The 18,424-nt window shown below is 64.1% G+C and carries 13 protein-coding genes and 1 pseudogene; 8 read left to right on the top strand and 6 right to left on the bottom strand.

Annotated features, from left to right (window positions below):
- The 3 genes and pseudogenes from VEI45_RS15025 to VEI45_RS15015 all read left to right on the top strand — a co-directional run.
- Positions 1-278: pseudogene (locus VEI45_RS15025) on the top strand (ABC transporter ATP-binding protein); the annotation flags it as partial.
- Between the two features lie 10 nt (positions 279-288).
- On the top strand, positions 289-1,089 hold the full coding sequence (locus VEI45_RS15020; RefSeq protein ID WP_414687492.1) for an ABC transporter permease: 801 nt from the start codon (positions 289-291) through the stop codon (positions 1,087-1,089).
- A gap of 206 nt (positions 1,090-1,295) precedes the next feature.
- Positions 1,296-2,288, top strand: coding sequence for an alpha/beta hydrolase family protein (locus tag VEI45_RS15015; protein ID WP_324854516.1), 993 nt, complete (start codon positions 1,296-1,298; stop codon positions 2,286-2,288).
- Positions 2,289-2,355: 67 nt separating this feature from the next.
- Here VEI45_RS15015 and VEI45_RS15010 read toward each other — a convergent pair whose 3' ends face one another.
- The 4 genes from VEI45_RS15010 to VEI45_RS14995 all read right to left on the bottom strand — a co-directional run bounded on the left by VEI45_RS15010 (position 2,356) and on the right by VEI45_RS14995 (position 7,325).
- Positions 2,356-3,036 (bottom strand): YoaK family protein, encoded by a 681-nt coding sequence (locus VEI45_RS15010; protein WP_324854515.1) that lies wholly within the window; start codon positions 3,034-3,036, stop codon positions 2,356-2,358.
- 78 nt (positions 3,037-3,114) lie between these two features.
- Positions 3,115-4,437 (bottom strand): maltokinase N-terminal cap-like domain-containing protein, encoded by a 1,323-nt coding sequence (locus VEI45_RS15005; protein WP_324854514.1) that lies wholly within the window; start codon positions 4,435-4,437, stop codon positions 3,115-3,117.
- The gene (gene treS / locus VEI45_RS15000; RefSeq protein WP_414687490.1) at positions 4,434-6,203 is read right to left on the bottom strand and encodes a maltose alpha-D-glucosyltransferase; all 1,770 of its coding nucleotides are present in this window, start codon (positions 6,201-6,203) and stop codon (positions 4,434-4,436) included. The genes VEI45_RS15005 and treS overlap by 4 nt, the downstream gene beginning before the upstream one ends.
- Positions 6,204-6,296: 93 nt before the next feature.
- Positions 6,297-7,325, bottom strand: a complete 1,029-nt coding sequence (locus VEI45_RS14995; protein ID WP_324854510.1) for a S1C family serine protease — start codon at positions 7,323-7,325, stop codon at positions 6,297-6,299.
- Positions 7,326-7,534: 209 nt separating this feature from the next.
- On the opposite strand from VEI45_RS14995, the gene VEI45_RS14990 reads away from it, so the two are divergent.
- Both VEI45_RS14990 and VEI45_RS14985 read left to right on the top strand, forming a co-directional pair.
- Positions 7,535-7,942 (top strand): TIGR03668 family PPOX class F420-dependent oxidoreductase, encoded by a 408-nt coding sequence (locus VEI45_RS14990; RefSeq protein ID WP_324854508.1) that lies wholly within the window; start codon positions 7,535-7,537, stop codon positions 7,940-7,942.
- A 148-nt stretch (positions 7,943-8,090) separates the two neighbouring features.
- Positions 8,091-10,247 carry an elongation factor G-like protein EF-G2 gene (locus VEI45_RS14985; protein WP_324854506.1) on the top strand — a complete coding sequence of 719 codons (2,157 nt, stop codon included), beginning with the start codon at positions 8,091-8,093 and terminating at the stop codon, positions 10,245-10,247.
- Positions 10,248-10,259: 12 nt separating this feature from the next.
- On the opposite strand, the gene VEI45_RS14980 is transcribed toward VEI45_RS14985, so the two are convergent.
- On the bottom strand, positions 10,260-10,940 hold the full coding sequence (locus VEI45_RS14980) for a cysteine hydrolase family protein (RefSeq protein WP_414687489.1): 681 nt from the start codon (positions 10,938-10,940) through the stop codon (positions 10,260-10,262).
- A 252-nt stretch (positions 10,941-11,192) separates the two neighbouring features.
- On the opposite strand from VEI45_RS14980, the gene VEI45_RS14975 reads away from it, so the two are divergent.
- The 3 genes from VEI45_RS14975 (at position 11,193) to VEI45_RS14965 (ending at position 16,528) form a co-directional block, all read left to right on the top strand.
- The gene (locus VEI45_RS14975) at positions 11,193-11,894 is read left to right on the top strand and encodes a L,D-transpeptidase (protein WP_414687491.1); all 702 of its coding nucleotides are present in this window, start codon (positions 11,193-11,195) and stop codon (positions 11,892-11,894) included.
- A gap of 114 nt (positions 11,895-12,008) precedes the next feature.
- Positions 12,009-15,599 (top strand): carboxylic acid reductase, encoded by a 3,591-nt coding sequence (car, locus tag VEI45_RS14970; protein ID WP_414687488.1) that lies wholly within the window; start codon positions 12,009-12,011, stop codon positions 15,597-15,599.
- Positions 15,596-16,528: an NADP-dependent oxidoreductase gene (locus tag VEI45_RS14965; RefSeq protein WP_324854501.1), complete on the top strand. Its 933-nt coding sequence runs from the start codon at positions 15,596-15,598 to the stop codon at positions 16,526-16,528. The genes car and VEI45_RS14965 overlap by 4 nt, the downstream gene beginning before the upstream one ends.
- Before the next feature lie 8 nt (positions 16,529-16,536).
- On the opposite strand, the gene VEI45_RS14960 is transcribed toward VEI45_RS14965, so the two are convergent.
- The gene (locus VEI45_RS14960; RefSeq protein ID WP_324854499.1) at positions 16,537-18,294 is read right to left on the bottom strand and encodes an NRAMP family divalent metal transporter; all 1,758 of its coding nucleotides are present in this window, start codon (positions 18,292-18,294) and stop codon (positions 16,537-16,539) included.
- Between the last annotated feature and the right edge of the window lie 130 nt (positions 18,295-18,424).

Genomic DNA, 18,424 nt, shown 5'->3' with positions numbered 1-18,424 from the left:
TACAAAGCATGCAGGCCCAGTTCGGTATGACGGTTCTGCTGACCACCCACTACATGGAAGAGGCCGACGCGTTGTGCGATCGGGTGGCGTTGATGCATCGCGGTGAGTTGCGGGCCGTGGGGACGCCGACCAAGTTGAAGTCGACGTTGTCCCCTGCGGCCACGCTCGAGGACGTGTTCCGTCACTACGCGGCATCCGACTTGTCGCAGCAGACAGAACCTTCCCAGACTGTGCGTGAAATCCGTTCCAGTAGAAAGGTTGTCCGTCGTGCCGGTTGACCAACACCTTATCGAGGTAACCCTGGTCCGTGCCCCCCGCGGCTGGCAACGCATCGGCGCAACGGCGGGCCGCATCGGGGCATTCGCGATCGTCGAACTGCAGAAGCTGCAACACGACCGGACCGAGCTCGTCACCCGGATGGTGCAACCGGGGCTGTGGCTGCTGATCTTCGGCACCACGTTCAGCCGTTTGCATGTGATCAACACCGGATCGGTGTCTTATCTGGCCTTCCTGGCACCGGGCATCATCGCGCAGTCGGCGCTGTTCATTTCCATCTTCTACGGCATACAGATCATCTGGGACCGTGACGCCGGCATCCTCGCCAAACTCATGGTGACACCGGCGCCGGCGTCCGCGCTGATCACCGGTAAATCGTTTGCGGCGGGCGTGCGATCGGTGGCACAGGTCATCGGGGTGTTGGCGCTCGCCTATCTGATGGGCGTCGGGCTGACGGTCAACCCTTTGCGGATCCTGGCCGCGATGGGCACGGTCATGCTGGCTGCAGCGTTCTTCGCATGCCTGTCGATGACGCTGGCCGGCCTGGTCCGCAGCCGCGATCGGCTGATGGGCATCGGTCAAGCCATCACGATGCCGTTGTTCTTCGCGTCCAACGCGCTCTACCCAGTCAACTTGATGCCCGCATGGCTGCATGTGCTCTCCCACGTCAACCCACTCAGTTACGAAGTCGACGCGCTGCGGGCGCTGCTTATCGGCACTCCGTTCAACCCGGCCGACATCGCCGTCTTGGTGGCGGCTGCTGTCCTCGGAATCGGCGCTGCATCAACATTTTTGCGACGCCTTGTCGCCTAGGCCGAGGCCATCCACGTCGTAAACGACGACGGGCCAACGATTCACAATCGTTATCTTTGAGTCCGCGCCGACGCTTAATCGTTAGCCAACCGCGACGTCACACCCCGAGGCGGCAAACGGGAGTGGGCCGCGCGCTGTGTTTGACTGCCTCCGACAGCTATTCGACCGCGTAATGCGGCAGATGAAAGTTGGGATGGGTAGGAGTTATGAAGTTCGTTGAGAAGTTGCGCGGCGCGGCGGCGCGTTTGCCGCGTCGAATGGCGATCGCGACCATCGGGGCAGCCCTGCTGGCCGGTCTGGTCGGTGCTGTCGGCGGCTCGGCGACCGCGGGGGCGTTCTCCAAGCCGGGGCTGCCAGTCGAGTACCTGCAAGTGCCATCCGCGGGGATGGGCCACAATATCAAGGTCCAATTCCAGGGCGGCGGACCGCACGCAGTCTACCTGCTCGACGGGTTGCGCGCTCAGGATGACTTCAACGGCTGGGACATCAACACTCCCGCGTTTGAGGAGTACTACCAATCGGGCCTGTCGGTGATCATGCCGGTCGGCGGACAGTCGAGCTTCTACACCGACTGGTACCAGCCGGCTTGCGGCAAAACCGGCTGCCAAACCTACAAGTGGGAGACCTTTATCACTCGGGAGTTGCCGCAGTACCTGCAGGCCAACCGCGGCATCTCACCGACCGGCAACGCCGCAGTGGGCATGTCGATGTCGGGTGGTTCTGCACTGATTCTGGCCGCGTATTACCCGCAGCAGTTCTCCTACGCGGGATCGCTGTCGGGCTTCCTGAACCCGTCCGAGGGCTGGTGGCCGACGCTGATCGGTCTGGCCATGGGCGACGCGGGCGGTTACAGCGCGACCAACATGTGGGGTCCGACGAGCGATCCGGCGTGGAAGCGCAACGACCCGATGGTCCAGATCCCTCGACTGGTGCAAAATAACACCCGCATTTGGGTCTACTGCGGTAACGGCACTCCGAACGACCTTGGCGGCGACAGCATGCCGGCCAAGTTCCTGGAGAGCTTCACGCTGCGCACCAACGAGACGTTCCGCGAAAACTACACGGCTGCGGGCGGCAACAACGGGGTGTTCAACTTCCCGCCCAACGGGACGCATGACTGGGGTTACTGGAACCAGCAGCTGGTCGCCATGAAGCCCGACATTCAGCGCACGCTGAGCGCCGCTCAAGCCGCCACCTAAACCTATCCTCCGACGCATCGGCAGCAGCGCACCCCCAGCGCTGCTGCCGATGTCTTTTTAAGGCAAGCTAATTCAGCAAGGCGCGGCGGTCCTGATGAAAGTAGGTGTACCCGGTTGTCAACGCACACATGAACGAAGCGGCTATCAGCATCCCAGTTCCATTGACCACCAGGCTGATGCAGCCACCCAAAGCGGCGCCCAACACGAAGCTGGTGAACAGCAAGAAGTAGCCTAGCCAATCCGACGCGTTTCCACCGGCGATATGGCGTTCGATGCCCTGCCCCATCTTGACCAGCGTGCCGGTCACATAGCTCAGCGGCACCGACACCTCGCCGTCCTTGACGAACGACGTGTTTAGGGCACCAATACCGAAGACCACCAACATAATCGGCGCAAAATCGAGGTTGACCTCTTCCCACCCGTCGTCGATGACGCCCATTACAGTGGCGGCTAACAGACTGACGGTGGTGAGCACGGTCGGTCCGTGTGGATGCGCCACCCAGAAATGCCGCCGGCACACTGACGCAACCACCACGCCGGCGACGAAGCACAGCATGAGCAGGCCAGCTGACACCGACAGCAACACGTCGCCCCGGAAGTACCCCAGCACCGCGCGTTGGGCATTCCCGGTCATGAACGTCACAAAGTATCCGGCGGAATGGGTAAATGCCGTCGCTCCCAGCACGCCGGCCAGCGCAGCCAGCACCCACGACAACCGTGCCTCACTGTCGAATATCTCACGCAGCATGCAGCCATGTTTTCATCAGAACCGCAACACTCGCAGCGCGGCGACGGTAACTCAGACGGCACTCATATCAATTGGCTGTCAGTTGTCAACCAACTTGGCGATCGACCGCAGCGGGATGGGCAGCCAGCCGGGCCGGTGCCGAGACTCGTAACCGGTCTCATAGACCGCCTTGTCCAGTTCGTATGCGGTTAATAGCGGCGCAGAATCACGGGGGTCGACGCCGGATGCGGCCGCGTAGCCGTCACAAAACGCGGTGCGGTTGCGCTGCACCCACTCTCGGGCGCGAGCGGCGAGTTGCTTGTCGGTCGACTGGTCGACCAATGGTCCATAGGCGGCATACTCGAAGGAGCGCAATACGCTGGCCACATCACGCAACGGAGAATCCGGCGCGCGACGCTCCGCCAGCGGCTGACCGGGCTCACCTTCGAAGTCGATCAACAACCAGGACTCGGGTGTACGCAGCACCTGCCCCAGGTGCAGATCGCCATGCACCCGTTGCACGGTGATCGTCTGCTCGGCCAGCTTTTGGAAGCGCTGCTCGATCGTCTCCGCGTACTGCTCGAGCTCGGACACCGCCGCGACCGTCGACGACAACCGCGCCAGCATGGTGTCGACCGGGAAGGGGGCCTGCGAAGTGCCGAGGGTTTCGGCCAGCGTGGCGTGCACTGACGCGACCGCTTCGCCGAGCCGGTAGGACTCACCGGCGAAGTCTCCGCCCACCTCGTGGGCGTACAGGTCACCCTCCGCGAACAGATCGCGGACACTGGCGGTGGCCATCGCCCAGCCTTCAGCCGCATTAGCCGCATACTCGGTCGCCATGCCGAGCGGGCAGTTGGCTTCGGTGTCGCGGTGGTTGGTCAACTCGTAGCTGCCGAGCAGTCGGGCCACATGCGGGTTGCGGGCCCGGCCGAGCACCCGATTCAGCTCGATATCAGGGTTGACGCCGGGGCTGACACGGCGGAACACCTTCAGGATGGCATCTCGCTCGAAGATCACACTGGTGTTGCTCTGCTCGGCGTCCGACACCCGCGGCGCCGCCTCCAGCGGCAGGCTGACCTCGGGTTCCCTGGTGAACGCCACATCGGAGCGAACCGCGGACGTGTCGATCAGCGACAGCAGGAACTGGGCCGCCGACGGGTCATACAGCGCGTCATAGGCGGTGTGGTCGTTGTCGGCGCCGATGGTGGCGACAGTGGTGTACTCGGGGACCGGCGCAGTGTCCCAGCCGACGATCACCTGATAGCGCTCTGCCGAGCCGTCGGTGTAAGCGACGTCGACCAGTACCAGGTCAAGTCCATCGCGCAACGCGACGACGTGGCCCGGCTCAGCGATGGCGAGTTCCCGGCCTCGCCCGGCATACCAGCGCTGCTGCGGAAGCCACTCAGACCACGGCAATTTCATTGCCTCTCCTCTGACTCGGCCAGCTCGAACCAGTAGAACCCGTGTCCTGGCAGTGTCAGTAGATAAGGCAGTTGGCCGATGCGGGGGAACTCCACCTGTCCGGTCAGTTCGACCGGCGTGTAGCCGCTCCAGTGCTGGAGGTTCAATTCGATGGGCTGCGGGAAACGCGACAAATTATTGACGCAAAGCACTACATCGTGGTCGGCTTCGCGCACGTAGGCCAACACTGACGGGTTAGATCCACCCATTTCCTCGAACGTACCGATCGCGAACGCGTCATGCCTGCGCCGCACCGCCAGCATGGTGCGCGTCCAATTGAGCAGCGAGGTCGAGGTGTCGCGCTGAGCCTCGACGTTCACGGTGTGGTAACCGTAGACCGGATCCTGGCTGGGTGGCACGTACAACCGACCCGGATTGGCCGTGGAAAAGCCGGCATTGCGGTCCGGAGTCCATTGCATCGGGGTGCGCACCCCGTCGCGATCGCCGAGCCAGATGACGTCACCCATGCCGATCTCGTCGCCGTAGTAGATGACCGGGGAGCCGGGCAGCGAGAGCAGCAACGCGGTGAACAACTCGATCTGGTTGCGGTCCATCTCCAGCAGCGGGGCCAGCCGGCGGCGGATGCCGACATTCGCCTTCATCCGCGGATCCTTGGCGTATTCGGCGTACATGTAGTCGCGCTCGTCGTCGGTGACCATTTCCAGGGTCAGCTCGTCGTGATTACGCAAAAAGATGCCCCACTGCGCCATCTTCGGAATTGGCGGTGTCTGGGCCATGATCTCCGAGATCGGAAAACGCGATTCGCGGCGCACCGCCATGAAGATGCGCGGCATCAGCGGAAAGTGGAATGCCATGTGGCATTCATCGCCACCGGTTTCGGGGTCACCGAAATACTCGACCACATCGCTTGGCCACTGATTGGCTTCGGCAAGCAACACCCGGCCCGGGAATTCGTCGTCGACGACCTTACGTACGCGCTTGAGAAACGCGTGCGACTCGGGCAAGTTCTCGCAGTTGGTGCCCTCACGTTCGAACAGGTAGGGCGCGGCGTCCAGCCGGAACCCGTCGATACCGAGGTCGAGCCAAAACCGCATGACGTCGAGCATCGCCTCCTGAACAGCGGGGTTGTCGTAGTTCAGGTCCGGCTGATGGTCGAAGAACCGGTGCCAGTAGAACTGGCGGCGGACCGGGTCGAAGGTCCAGTTCGAGTCTTCGGTGTCGACGAAGATGATCCGCGCGTCTGCGTACTTGTCGCTGCTGTCGCTCCACACGTAGTAGTCGCCGTAGGGCCCGTCGGGGTCGCGACGCGACTCTTGGAACCACGGGTGTGAATCCGACGTGTGGTTGATCACCAGGTCAGTGATGACCCGGATACCCCGCTGGTGCGCAGCGTCGACCAGCTCGACGAAGTCATCGACGGTGCCGAACTCCGGCAGCACCTTGTAGAAGTCGCGGATGTCGTAGCCGCCGTCACGCAAGGGCGAATCGTAAAACGGCGGCAGCCAAATGCAGTCGACGCCCAGCCATTGCAGGTAGTCGATCCGTTCGGTCAGGCCGCGCAGGTCACCGAATCCGTCAGCGTTGGAGTCGTAGAACGCCCGGACCAACACTTCGTAGAAAACCGCATGCTTGAACCAGGTTGAATCGGTGGGCAGTTCCCTGGCATCGGCGAAGTCGTCGGCACTGGGATGCTCGACTACGCCGGCCTCAACGCGACTTCCCCCTGCGGGGTCATGTTCGACGGTGTCGTCTCTGTCGCTCGTCAAGTCCACGATCTTACACGTACCCGAGGCGTGCTATCGCAAACCATATGCACGCCAGACGAATTGAGAGCAGCCGGTTGAGCTGCGGTATGCAGGTCAGCCCGGCGGGCCATCCGCGAGTGTCACGTTGGCGGTGCGATTCCCCAGCCCCACTGTGACGTTTTCGCCGGGATGGTGCTGATCGAGGATGGCGGTCAATGCGGTGGCCGAGTCGACCGGTTGGCCGTTGATGGAGGTGATCACGTCTCCCGGGGCGAGCCCCGCATCGGCGGCAGGACCGGTCGGAATGACCTGCCTGACCACGGCGCCCTCACCACCAGCGGCGTCGTTGACACCGACACCGAGGAATGCCGTCGGACCGATGTGCACCGTCGGCGACCCGCCACCGCCCCGAATCCGCCCGGCGATGGCCATCGCCTCATTGATCGGGATCGCGAAGCCTTGCCCGCGGCCGAGGTGGAAGTTCTCGGATGCGGCGGTGTTCATGCCGATCACCTGGTTGGCGGCGTTGACGGTCGGCCCACCGGAGTCGCCGGGACGTATCGCCGCGTCGACCTGGATCAACCCACTCAGCGTCTCCGTGCTGCCGGTCAGGGCGTCGGACGCCGACACCGTCTGGTTCAACCCGACGACCCGCCCCTCCACCGCGCTGGGTGTTCCACCGACACCACCGGCATTGCCCAGTGCGACGATCGGTTCGCCGACCCTGACCGTGTCGGAGTTGCCGATATTGGCCGGCTGCAGTCCGCCTCCGGCAAGCTGCAGTACCGCGATGTCATGGCTGCGGTCGAATCCGATTACCGCGGCCGGAAAGGTGTGACCGTTGCCGATGGACCTCACGGTGAGGTCGGTAGCGCCGGCGACCACGTGGTTGTTGGTAAGCACCACACTGGGACTGATCACAATGCCGGTTCCGGCGCCCACCGCACTCTGATATCCGAGCTTGGCGTCGATGTCGACGATCGCCGGGCCCACCTGTCCAACGGCGGCCAGAGTGTCCTGCGGCGGCGGGGGGGTCAACGGCGACGCCTGCGCGGGCGCGGTTCCCAGACCCAGCCCTACCAGTGCTATCAAACTGAGCAACCACGACGACCACCGCGGACTACGGCGGTGCGATTCGCTCATCCCGTTACCTCCTGGGTAAGTTCCAACCGGATTCAAGCTCGGATTGTCGCAGCCTCGGGGGCTCCTACGCGCGATTTTGTTCACTACACCGTAACCGCGGTTTCCCGGTCGGGCATCCTGGTCTCGCCAAACGGCCGCTGATCAGGCGGTTCCCCCGCCCGGCGGCCTAAGTCTTCTACGGCCCTTTGCGGCCTTCTAGGCTCAGCGTTGTGGTCGACTTCGACCCCAAGGCCAGCTTCGCGGGTGCGCCGGTGGCCCGGCTGGGCACCGTCACTCCCGACGGCACGCCGCACCTGGTGCCGGTGGTCTTCGCACTTCGTGACGAGGTCGTCTACACCGCGGTGGACGCCAAGCCCAAGACCACCCAACGGCTGCGCCGGCTGGCCAATATCGAACGGCATCCACAGGTGAGCCTGCTGGTCGACCACTACGCCGATGACTGGATGCAACTGTGGTGGGTCCGGATCGACGGTATCGCTGCGATACATCACGACGGCGATGACCTGCACGCGGGGCGTGACCTTCTGCGCGCGAAATATGCCCAGTACCAATCGGTTCCGCTGAATGGCCCGGTGGTAGCGATCGCGGTCCAGCGGTGGAGCAGCTGGCACGCCTGACCGCCGCCGCGGCGCGGAAATCGCTCGTTACCGCCTGTTCACTCTTGTGCTACGCGGGCGCGAGGGGAAAAGTGACATACATCACGATGGTCGCGGCCCGGCTCGCGGGCGTCAGCGAACCGACGTTGGGCATGAGGAGAGACACGTCATGGCAGACAAGTCGAACACTTCCCCAAGTGGAGGAGCCGCTCCCACCGTGGACGATCCGGCCGCCGTCCGGAACGTAGTGCTGGTAGGGCCGTCCGGCGGCGGGAAGACCACTCTGGTGGAGGCCCTGCTGGTCGCCTCCGGCGTGTTGTCCAGGCCCGGCTGCATCGCCGACGGCACCACGGTCTGCGACCACGACGAGGCCGAGATCCGCCAGCAGCGTTCAGTCGGTCTCGCCCTGGCGTCGCTGTTACACGACGGCGTCAAGATCAATCTCATCGACACTCCCGGCTATGCCGATTTCGTCGGCGAACTGCGGGCCGGGCTGCGGGCCGCAGACTGCGCTCTTTTCGTGATCGCGGCCAACGAAGACGTCGACGAACCGACCAAGTCGCTGTGGCAGGAGTGCAGCCTGGTAGGCATGCCGCGGGCGGTAGTGATCACCAAACTCGACCACGCCAGAGCCAACTACCTGAATGCACTGACGACAGCCCAGAATGCGTTCGGCGACAAGGTTTTGCCGCTGTATCTCCCTGCCGGGGACGGGCTGATCGGCCTGCTGTCGCAGACGCATTACGAGTACCGGGACGGTAAACGGAACGCGCACCCGCCGGATCCGTCGCACACCGATCAGATCGACGAAGCGCGCGGCACGCTGATCGAGGGAATTATCGAGGAGTCCGAAGACGAATCGCTAATGGAGCGTTATCTCGGCGGCGAAAAGATCGACGAGTCGGTGTTGATCGACGATCTGGAGAAGGCAGTCGCCCGTGGATCCTTCTTCCCGGTGATTCCGGTGTGCAGCAGCACCGGCGTCGGCACACTGGAACTACTGGAGATCGCCACCCGCGGATTCCCGTCCCCGGCGGAACACCCGCTGCCCGAGGTCTTTACGTCGCAGGGCGCCGCGTTCACCAAGGTGACCTGCGGCTCCGATTCGCCGCTGTTGGCCGAGGTGGTGAAGACAACGTCGGACCCATACGTCGGCAGGCTGAGCCTGGTCCGAGTCTTCTCCGGCACCATCAGGCCCGACACGACGGTTCATGTGTCGGGCCATTTCGCTTCCTTTTTTGGCGCTTCTGCCGGAATCAACGGAGTCGGCAACAGCCACGTCGACCACGACGAGGACGAGCGCATCGGCGCGCTGTCGTTCCCGCTGGGCAAGCAGCAGCGGCCCGCGTCGGTGGTGTTGCCAGGTGACATGTGCGCGATCGGCCGGCTGAGCCGGGCGGAAACCGGAGACACGCTCTCGGACAAGGCCGAACCGCTGGTGCTCAAACCCTGGACCATGCCGGAATCGCTTCTGCCGGTGGCGATCCAGGCACACGCCAAGACCGACGAGGACAAGCTGTCGGTCGGGTTGGGGCGGTTGGCCGCCGAGGATCCTACGCTGCGGATCGAGCAGAATCCGGAGACGCACCAGGTCGTGTTGTGGTGCATGGGTGAGGCGCACGCCGGCGTAGTACTCGACGCACTCGCGAACCGGTACGGCGTCGCCGTGGACACCGTCGAGCTGCGGGTACCTCTGCGGGAAACCTTTGGCGGCAAGGCAAAAGGCCACGGCCGACATGTCAAGCAGTCCGGCGGGCACGGCCAGTACGCGGTCTGCGACATCGAAGTGGAACCGCTGCCGGAAGGGTCCGGTTTCGAGTTCCAGGACAAGGTGGTCGGAGGTGCAGTGCCGCGCCAGTTCATCCCGAGCGTGGAAAAGGGGGTGCGCGCTCAGATGGAAAGGGGCGTGCACACCGGTTACCCCGTGGTCGACATCCGCGTCACGCTGCTCGACGGCAAGGCGCACAGCGTCGACTCGTCGGATTTCGCCTTCCAGATGGCCGGTTCGCTGGCGCTGAAGGAGGCCGCGGCGGCGACCAAAGTAAGTCTGCTCGAGCCGATCGACGAGATTTCCGTGCTGATACCCGACGATCTGGTCGGCGCGGTGATGGGTGATCTGTCCGGGCGCCGTGGCCGGGTGCTGGGTACCGACACCGCCGGCAACGACCGCACCTTGGTCAGAGCCGAAGTGCCGCAGGTTGAGCTGACCCGTTACGCGATCGACTTACGCTCGCTCTCACATGGGGCGGCCTCGTTCACTCGCTCCTTCGCCCGGTACGAGCCAATGCCGGAATCCGCTGCCGCCCGAATGAAATCCGCTGACTGACGGGGTGGGGTTCTACCTCTGCCTCAGCCAGGCCAGTGTCGCCGGCAAGTCTCGAACGTCGACGCCTATCCCCCGACATTCCGTGATGCCTCGGCCGTCGAGCCCCGACACCGCATCGGAGACCAGCAGGATGCGGAAGTCGCGCTCAGAGGCCTCGTAGATGGACGTCCGAGGGCAGTTGGGGAAGTTGCAACCGGCAAAAACCACTGTGTCGCTACCGGTATCGCGAAGATGCTGCTCGAGGTTGGTCTGGTAGAAGGCGCCCCACCGCGGCTTGTACATCACGTGCTCGCGTGGACCCACCTGTTGGAGATCACCACCGAGCAGCAATTCATGGTCCAGCTCAACAGGATTGGGCAACAGCTCGGATGCGATCTGAGAGCCCGCGCTGCCCGGGACGGCTATCCTCGCGCCCCGTTCGATCGCAAGTTTGCGCACCATCTCGGCATTGGAGCCGTCGGGACGGTAAAGCCGGACCACGTGCACGATCGGCAGTGCGCGATCGCGAAACCCGGTTGCCAACCGGGACATTGCCGGGATCGCCGCCCTGGTGCCCTCGATGGGCAGCGGAGCGTCGTCGGCGTAGAAGTCGCGTTGCACGTCGATCAGGACAAGAGCCGCTGAACCGGGCAGCGGCTGCGTGTACGGATCGCTCACAGCGTTCGGTGTAACACAGCGCTCTGCGCTTGCCAACTCGCAAGTAGCTCGATCAGTTTCAGATCACACTAGCGACTATTTTGCGGCACCGAGCAGGTCGGCTAATGGGTATTTTGCTCAGCTAATCACGACTTGCGCGTTTCACGATCCGTTTGCTGAGCACCGGATAGGGTACATATTAGAGATAGAGAATGTAAGTGCTTCGGGCTTGCACCATCTCGGAGGGTGGATATCGTGCGTAAAGCGATTCGAAATGTGTGGCTAGCGGCAGCAGTTGCCGTGCTGGCCATGGCAGGATCGGGCGCGCCGAGCGTGGCGGCGATCGCGCCCCCGAACCCGACCGCCGATGTCGCATCGATCCAGCCGGCGAACGGCGCGGTGGTCGGTGTGGCTTACCCGGTGATCGTCACGTTCACCGCGCCGGTCAGTGACCGGGCAGCAGTCGAACGGGCGATCAAGATCACCGCGCCGAACCACATGACCGGGCGGTTCGATTGGGTCGACAACAACGTCGTGCAATGGATACCGAACGGCTACTGGCCTGCCCACAGCCACATCGGTGTTGCGGTGCACGCGTTGTCGACTGGCTTCGACACCGGCGACGAGGTGGTGGGCGTTGCCAGCATCTCGCAGCACACGTTCACCGTCAGCCAAAACGGCGAGGTGCTACGCACGATGCCGGCGTCGATGGGCAAACCGACCCGCCCGACGCCGATGGGCAACTACACCGCGCTGTCCAAGGAGCGCACTGTCCGCATGGATTCGCGGACGATCGGGATCCCGCTGAGCTCGCCGGAGGGATACGACATCGTCGCCTCGTACGCGGTCCGCGTCACCTGGAGCGGTGTCTACGTGCATTCGGCGCCCTGGTCGGTGGATTCGCAGGGGTACGCGAACGTCAGCCACGGCTGCATCAACCTCGGTCCGGACAATGCCGCGTGGTACTTCGACACCGTTCACATCGGTGATCCGATCAACGTGGTGGCGTAGCGGGCGCCTCGCCTGACGTCGTGCCGTTGTGGCGACGGTCACACCCGGGCGTGGAAGAGACGGGTGAGCCGTTGAGTTTGCGCCTAGGGAGACGGTTTCGACGGAAGGTGCAGTATGACCGCCGACGCGGGAGGCGAGAACAGCACCAGCCCGGTTCCGGGAGGCGGTCTCGAGAAGCGCACCGCCCAGCTCTGTGCCGACGATGAGCAGATCCGTGCAGCCATGCCGAAGCCCGATGTCGTCGAGGCTGCGCGGCGCCCGGGTCTTCGGTTACCGCAGGTGCTGCAAACCTACGTGGAGGGTTATGCCGACCGTCCGGCGCTCGGGTGGCGCGCACTAACCCTGACAACCGATCCGACGACTGGTCGCACAACCAGCCAGCTGCTGTCGCGATTCGAGACCATCACCTACCGCGACCTGTGGGCCAATGTGCGTGCTGCCGCCACGGCCTGGCGACTCGATCCGGATCATCCGGTGGCGCCTGGGGATTTCGTCGCGACCGTGGGTTTCGCCAGTCCCGACTACCTGACGATCGACCTGGTGTGCGGATACCTTGGCTTGGTCGCAGTGCCATTGCAGCACAACGGTCCGGTTTCGCGGCTGCGGCCCATCGTCGACGAAGTCGAACCGCGGGTGTTGGCGGTCGGCGCGGCGTATCTGGATCTCGCCATCGAGTCCGCGCTGGGCAGTCAGTCGGTGCGTCGCATCGTCGTCTTCGACTATCGGCCGGAGGTCGACGACCAACGCGAGAGCTTTGAGCGGGCACGGGCGCGACTAGAGGGCGCCAGTGTGCCGGCGATCGTCGAGACCTTCGGCGATGTCATCGCCCGCGGCCGATCGCTGCCGCCGGAACCCATGTACACCGACGGCGACGATCAGCGGCTGGCCATGATCCTGTACACGTCGGGAAGCACCGGGCTGCCCAAGGGAGCGATGTACACCGAGGACATGGTGTCACGGGTATGGACCTCTGACGCGATGCCGACGACCGAAGCGCCGGTGGTCAACGTCAACTTCATGCCGCTCAACCATCTCGGCGGACGCATCCCGTTGGCAACGTCGTTCCAGGCCGGCGGCACCAGTTTCTTTGTCCCGGAAAGCGATCTGTCCACGCTGTTCGAAGACTGGAATCTGGTGCGCCCCACCGAGATGGGCCTGGTACCGCGAGTGGTCGAAATGCTGTTCCAACGCTACCAAAGCGGCGTTGAACGTCGGCTGGCCGATGGAATCGAACCGCTGGTCGCCGATGCGGAGGCCAAGTCCGAATTACGCGAGCGGGTGCTCGGCGGCCGGGTGCTCACCAGCTTCGTCGGAACTGCGCCACTGGCCGCCGAGATGAAAGCTTTCATCGAGTCGTGTCTGGGCGTCCATCTACTCGACGGCTACGGGCTCACCGAGGTCGGCATGGTCAGCACGGACGGCGTCATCAAGCGCCCGCCGGTGATCGACTACAAACTCGTCGACGTACCCGAGCTGGGGTACTTCGCGACCGACAAGCCACATCCGCGGGGCGAACTGCTGGTGAAGTCCGCGAGCGCGACGCCCGGGTATTACAAACGCCCCGAGGTCACCGCCGGGGTTTTCGACGACAATGGTTACTACCGGACCGGTGACGTGATGGCCCAGGTCGCGCCGGACCGGATCGCCTATGTCGACCGGCGCAACAACGTGCTGAAGCTCGCGCAGGGCGAATTCGTGGCTGTGGCACACCTGGAGTCGGTGTTCGCCGGCGCTGCGTTGGTCCGTCAGGTCTTCGTCTACGGCAACAGCGAACGTCCGTACCTGCTGGCCGTCGTGGTTCCCACCGCCGATGCGTTCCAGAAATTCCTTGGCGACGATGCCGGACTCAAGGCAGCGCTGACCGATTCGCTGCGCCAGACAGCGAGAACCGCCGAACTACAGTCCTACGAGCTGCCCGTCGACTTCCTGGTCGAGTCCGAACCGTTCAGCACAGATAACGGCCTGCTATCCGGGGTGGGAAAGCTGTTGCGGCCCAAGCTCAAAGAGCACTATGCCGAACGGCTCGAGCAGCTCTACGCCGATCTTGCCGCCAACCGGGTCGATGAACTGCGTGCGCTGCGAGCAGCGGCAGCCGACCAGCCGGTGCTCGACACGTTGATCCGCGCGGCGCAGGCGTTGCTGGGCACCGGCGGCGCGCCGGAACCCCAAGCGCACTTCACCGATCTCGGCGGAGACTCGCTGTCGGCGTTGACCTTTTCCAACCTGCTGCAGGAAATCTTCGGAGTCGAGGTGCCGGTCGCGGTGATCATCAACCCGGCAGGCAACCTGCGCCAGCTCGCCGACTACATCGAGACCGAATGTGGCGCCAGCGCCAAGCGCCCGACGTTCACGACTGTGCACGGAGCCCCTGGAGAGTCTGTCACCCAAATCCGCTCCGCTGAGCTGACTTTGGAGAAATTCATCGACACGCGGACCCTCGCTGAAGCACCGTCGCTTCCGTCGACCACCGGCGAACCACACACCGTTTTGCTCACCGGCGCCAACGGTTACCTCGGCCGGTTCCTATGCCTGGATTGGCTGCAACGGCTGGCCGAGACGGGCGGGAAGCTGATCTGCATAGTCCGGGGCAGTGACCCGCAGAGCGCCGCAAGACGGCTGGAAGCCGTCTTCGACAGTGGGGACTCGCAATTGCCAGCGCGGTTCCGCGAGTTGGCAGCCGACCGGCTCGAAGTCGTCGTCGGCGATATCGGCGAGCCGAATCTCGGTTTGGATCAAGCGACTTGGGAGCGGCTGGCGAAAACGGTGGATTTGATAGTACATCCGGCTGCGCTCGTCAACCACGTCTTACCCTACGACCAGTTGTTCGGCCCCAACGTTCTTGGCACGGCGGAGCTGATCCGGCTGGCCATCACATCCCGGATCAAGCCGGTCACCTACCTGTCAACCGTGGCGGTGGCGTTGTCGGTCGATCCGACTGAATTCGTCGAAGATGGCGATATCCGCGACGTCACCCCGGTGCGACCGATCGACGAGTCGTACGCCAACGGATACGCGAACAGCAAGTGGGCCGGCGAGGTGTTGCTGCGTGAGGCACACGACCTGTGCCGGCTGCCGGTGGCAGTGTTCCGCTCCGACATGATCCTCGCCCACAGCCGCTATGCCGGTCAGCTCAATGTGCCCGACGCGTTCACCCGACTGATATTGAGCTTGCTGGCGACGGGCGTCGCGCCGGGCTCGTTCTATCAGACCGATGCGGCGGGCAACCGACCCCGGGCGCACTACGACGGTCTGCCCGTCGACTTCGTCGCGGAATCGATCACCACGCTCGGCGAGCAGTGTGCCACAACAGCTTCCTGGGGGTTCCGGTCCTTCGACGTGATGAATCCGCACGACGACGGAGTCTCGCTGGACGTATTCGTGGACTGGCTCATCGACGCCGGCCACCACATCCAGCGTATCGCCGACTACAACGAATGGCTCGCGCGCTTCGAAACCGCGCTGCGCGCATTGCCGGAAAAGCAACGCCAACACTCGGTTCTGCCGTTAATGGACGCCTACCGGAAACCACAGCAGCCGCTGCTCGGCGCACCCGCATCCACCGAGATGTTCCGCGACGCCGTTCGAGCAGCGAAAATCGGTGCGAGCGAGGATATTCCGCACTTGTCGGCCTCGCTGATCGACAAATACGTCGCCGATCTGGAGCACCTAGGCCTGCTCGCAAACCCGGGAAGGAGATCAACATGACAGCTACAAAGGCCCGCGCGGTCCGGTTCGATCGATATGGCGGACGCGATGTCCTGTACGTGGCCGATATCGATGTCCCGGCCCCCGGCGCAGGCGAGGTGCTCGTCGAGGTTCGCGCCGCCGGCATCAATCCCGGCGAGGCAGCTATCCGCATCGGCGCACTGCATGAGCAGTTCCCCGCGACGTTTCCCTCTGGCGAGGGCAGCGACCTGGCCGGAATTGTCGTCGAAGTCGGCAACGGGGTAAGCGATTTCGCCATCGGCGACGAGGTGCTCGGGTTCAGTTTTCGGCGTTCCAGCCACGCCACACATACCGTGGTCCCGGTCGGCCAGCTGATCCGCAAACCAGCTCAGCTGAGCTGGGAGGCCGCCGGCTCCCTCTACGTCGTCGGAGTTACGGCATACGCCGCGGTCCGTGCCGTGGCGCCGCAGCCGGGCGAAACGGTCGCGGTCTCGGCCGCGGCCGGCGGAGTGGGTAGCCTGGTCGTCCAGTTGTTGGCGCTCCTCGACGTTCGGGTGCTGGGCATCGGGTCGAAAAACAATGCCGAGTGGCTTCGCGCTCACGGCGTGGTCCCAGTCGAGTACGGCGACGGGTTGGCCGAGCGACTGCGGGAGGCCGGACCGGACGGCATCGATGCGTTCATCGACCTGTTCGGACCGAACTATGTTCAGCTGGCCCTGGATCTCGGTGTGCCGCCCGAGCGCATCGACACCATCATCTCCTTCCAGAAAGCCGGCGAGGTCGGCGCGAAGACCGAGGGGAGCGCCGAGGCGTCGACGCCGGAGGTTCTCAGCGAAATCGCCGATCTGATCGCGTCTGGCGCAGTCGATTTCGATGTCGCTGCCACGTATCCGCTAGACCGGGTCGCCGATGCTTACGAAGAGCTCGAGCAGCGGCACACCCACGGCAAGATCGTCCTGCTGCCGTGAGATTCTCCTCAGCCTAGGCCGGCCTGGACGATCTTGACCACCACCATCGCGCCCGCGACAACCAGGTAGCTGCGCAGCGTCAACAGCCCGGCCCGACGCAGCGGCGATATGGCCGGCCGCTCCAGGGTCGCAAGTGCCGGCGTGTTCCAACGCGCGCGGACCTCTTTGTGGAAGGCTTTGAGTTCGGCACGTGTCAGCTTCGGGAGCTGCTCGAGTTCCTCGACCTGGTCGAAGTCCAGCGCACCGAATGGCACGGTGTCTTCCAGCTTGCGCCGCTCCGTGTGCCAACCGACGGCGAAAATAATGGCGGCGCCCAGCAGGCCGAGCGCAACGCCGACTCCGACGCCGGTCACCAGAGTCGCGGTGGACAGGTTGGGGTAGAACGTCACCGCCGTCAACATCAGCGACAGCACCACCAGTGACCAGACGATCATCCAGGCGATGGCGTTCTGGCGGAAGGTGTTTGCCCACGGGCCCATCACCGGGCGGTCGTTGCACAGCAGCACCAGAAAGACGGTCGCGGAGGGCAGCAGTACGCCGGCTAGCGCCTGCACACCCTGAGTGATCAGACCGAGGACGTGATCGGGACTGAACGCGACCGCAGCCGACACCCCGAGCAGCACGGCGTAGCTGCCGTAGAACAACGGCGCCTCGGTGATCTTCCAATGCAGCGAATGCGGCTTACCCATGGAGTCACCGAGTGCATAGGTGGTGGCCAGCCCCACGCAGTTCGCCCCGATTAGTGATGCGTCCAGCAAAACCAGCGCGAACAGCACGCCGAACGTGTGCCCGACGTGAGCGGATAGGTGGCCAGCGACCGCCCCGGCATTGCTGAACTTTCCGGCGGCGGCGGTGCCGTCCAGCCCGAACGCGGTGACTGCCATCAGCGCGATCGCGCCGCCCATCACCCCGACGATGCCAATGACCAAATCGGCTCGGCCGTAGGGAATCCAGCGCGGCGTGATGCGCTTGTCGACGACGTTGGACTGCTGGAAGAACAGCTGCCAGGGCGCCACGGTGGTGCCGACAATCGCCATGATGACCATGAGCACGATGGAGTCCGGATCGCCAGGCAACGAGGGAATCAGTCCGTGCACGCTGCCGCCGATGGTGGGGTGCACCGACAATGCGACCGGGATGATCGCAGCGTTAGCCGCGATCAAGACGAACATCAGCTGCTCCCAACGCCGGAACGAGCCACCAGCCACCACCGCGAACAGCAGCACAGCAGCGAGCGGTATCGCAACTGCCTTGGGGCAGCCCAAGAATCCGAGCGCTAACGACACCCCGATGAATTCGGTGACGATCGTCAAGGCGTTGAGGATCAATAGATCGCCAACGCTGAACGCGCCCCAGAACTTGCCGAAGCGCTCGAAAATCAGCCGCGCATGACCGACCCGGGTGACCGCGCCCAATCGGAGCACCATTTCCTGGTTGACATACAACACCGGGACGAGCAGCGCCAGTGTCCACAGCAATTTCATGCCGTAGTTCTGTCCGGCCTGCGTGTAAGTCGCGACACCACCGGCGTCGTTGTCGCCGACCATCACGATCAGTCCGGGGCCACTAATGACCATCAGCATCCGAAGCCGTTGCCACCAGCTACGACCGGGGCTGGCATCCCGGTCGATACGACCGAACGCGCCGACGATGTCGCCGACATGCGCCGAATCCAGCACCGCCGACCCGGAGGGTGCGGCCCGCGAAGCGGTGCCGTTGGTGGTCGGCGGGATGCCGCTTGTTGTCTGCGGGGAGATGGAAGTCATCGGCCTCTCGCTCTCTGGAAAGGGATGGAGCAGATGGTGGGGCGGGTCGGGACTGTTGCGGTCGCGACAGCTTCAGGCAGCCGGATACAACGCGCGACACAGCGCACATGTGGGGCGGTATCAGCCGCTC

This window comes from Mycobacterium sp., assembly GCF_035623875.1.
Classification (GTDB): domain Bacteria; phylum Actinomycetota; class Actinomycetes; order Mycobacteriales; family Mycobacteriaceae; genus Mycobacterium.
This window is presented reverse-complemented; position numbering and strand designations above follow the sequence as displayed.

Excerpts from the sequence above, each read along its gene's own strand:
- VEI45_RS15015 (WP_324854516.1), top strand. The coding sequence starts at position 1,296 with ATGAAGTTCGTTGAGAAGTTGCGCGGCGCGGCGGCGCGTTTGCCGCGT.
- VEI45_RS15010 (WP_324854515.1), bottom strand. The coding sequence starts at position 3,036 with ATGCTGCGTGAGATATTCGACAGTGAGGCACGGTTGTCGTGGGTGCTG.
- VEI45_RS15005 (WP_324854514.1), bottom strand. The coding sequence starts at position 4,437 with ATGAAATTGCCGTGGTCTGAGTGGCTTCCGCAGCAGCGCTGGTATGCC.
- VEI45_RS14995 (WP_324854510.1), bottom strand. The coding sequence starts at position 7,325 with ATGAGCGAATCGCACCGCCGTAGTCCGCGGTGGTCGTCGTGGTTGCTC.
- VEI45_RS14985 (WP_324854506.1), top strand. The coding sequence starts at position 8,091 with ATGGCAGACAAGTCGAACACTTCCCCAAGTGGAGGAGCCGCTCCCACC.
- VEI45_RS14975 (WP_414687491.1), top strand. The coding sequence starts at position 11,193 with ATGGCAGGATCGGGCGCGCCGAGCGTGGCGGCGATCGCGCCCCCGAAC.
- car (WP_414687488.1), top strand. The coding sequence starts at position 12,009 with ATGACCGCCGACGCGGGAGGCGAGAACAGCACCAGCCCGGTTCCGGGA.
- VEI45_RS14965 (WP_324854501.1), top strand. The coding sequence starts at position 15,596 with ATGACAGCTACAAAGGCCCGCGCGGTCCGGTTCGATCGATATGGCGGA.
- VEI45_RS14960 (WP_324854499.1), bottom strand. The coding sequence starts at position 18,294 with ATGACTTCCATCTCCCCGCAGACAACAAGCGGCATCCCGCCGACCACC.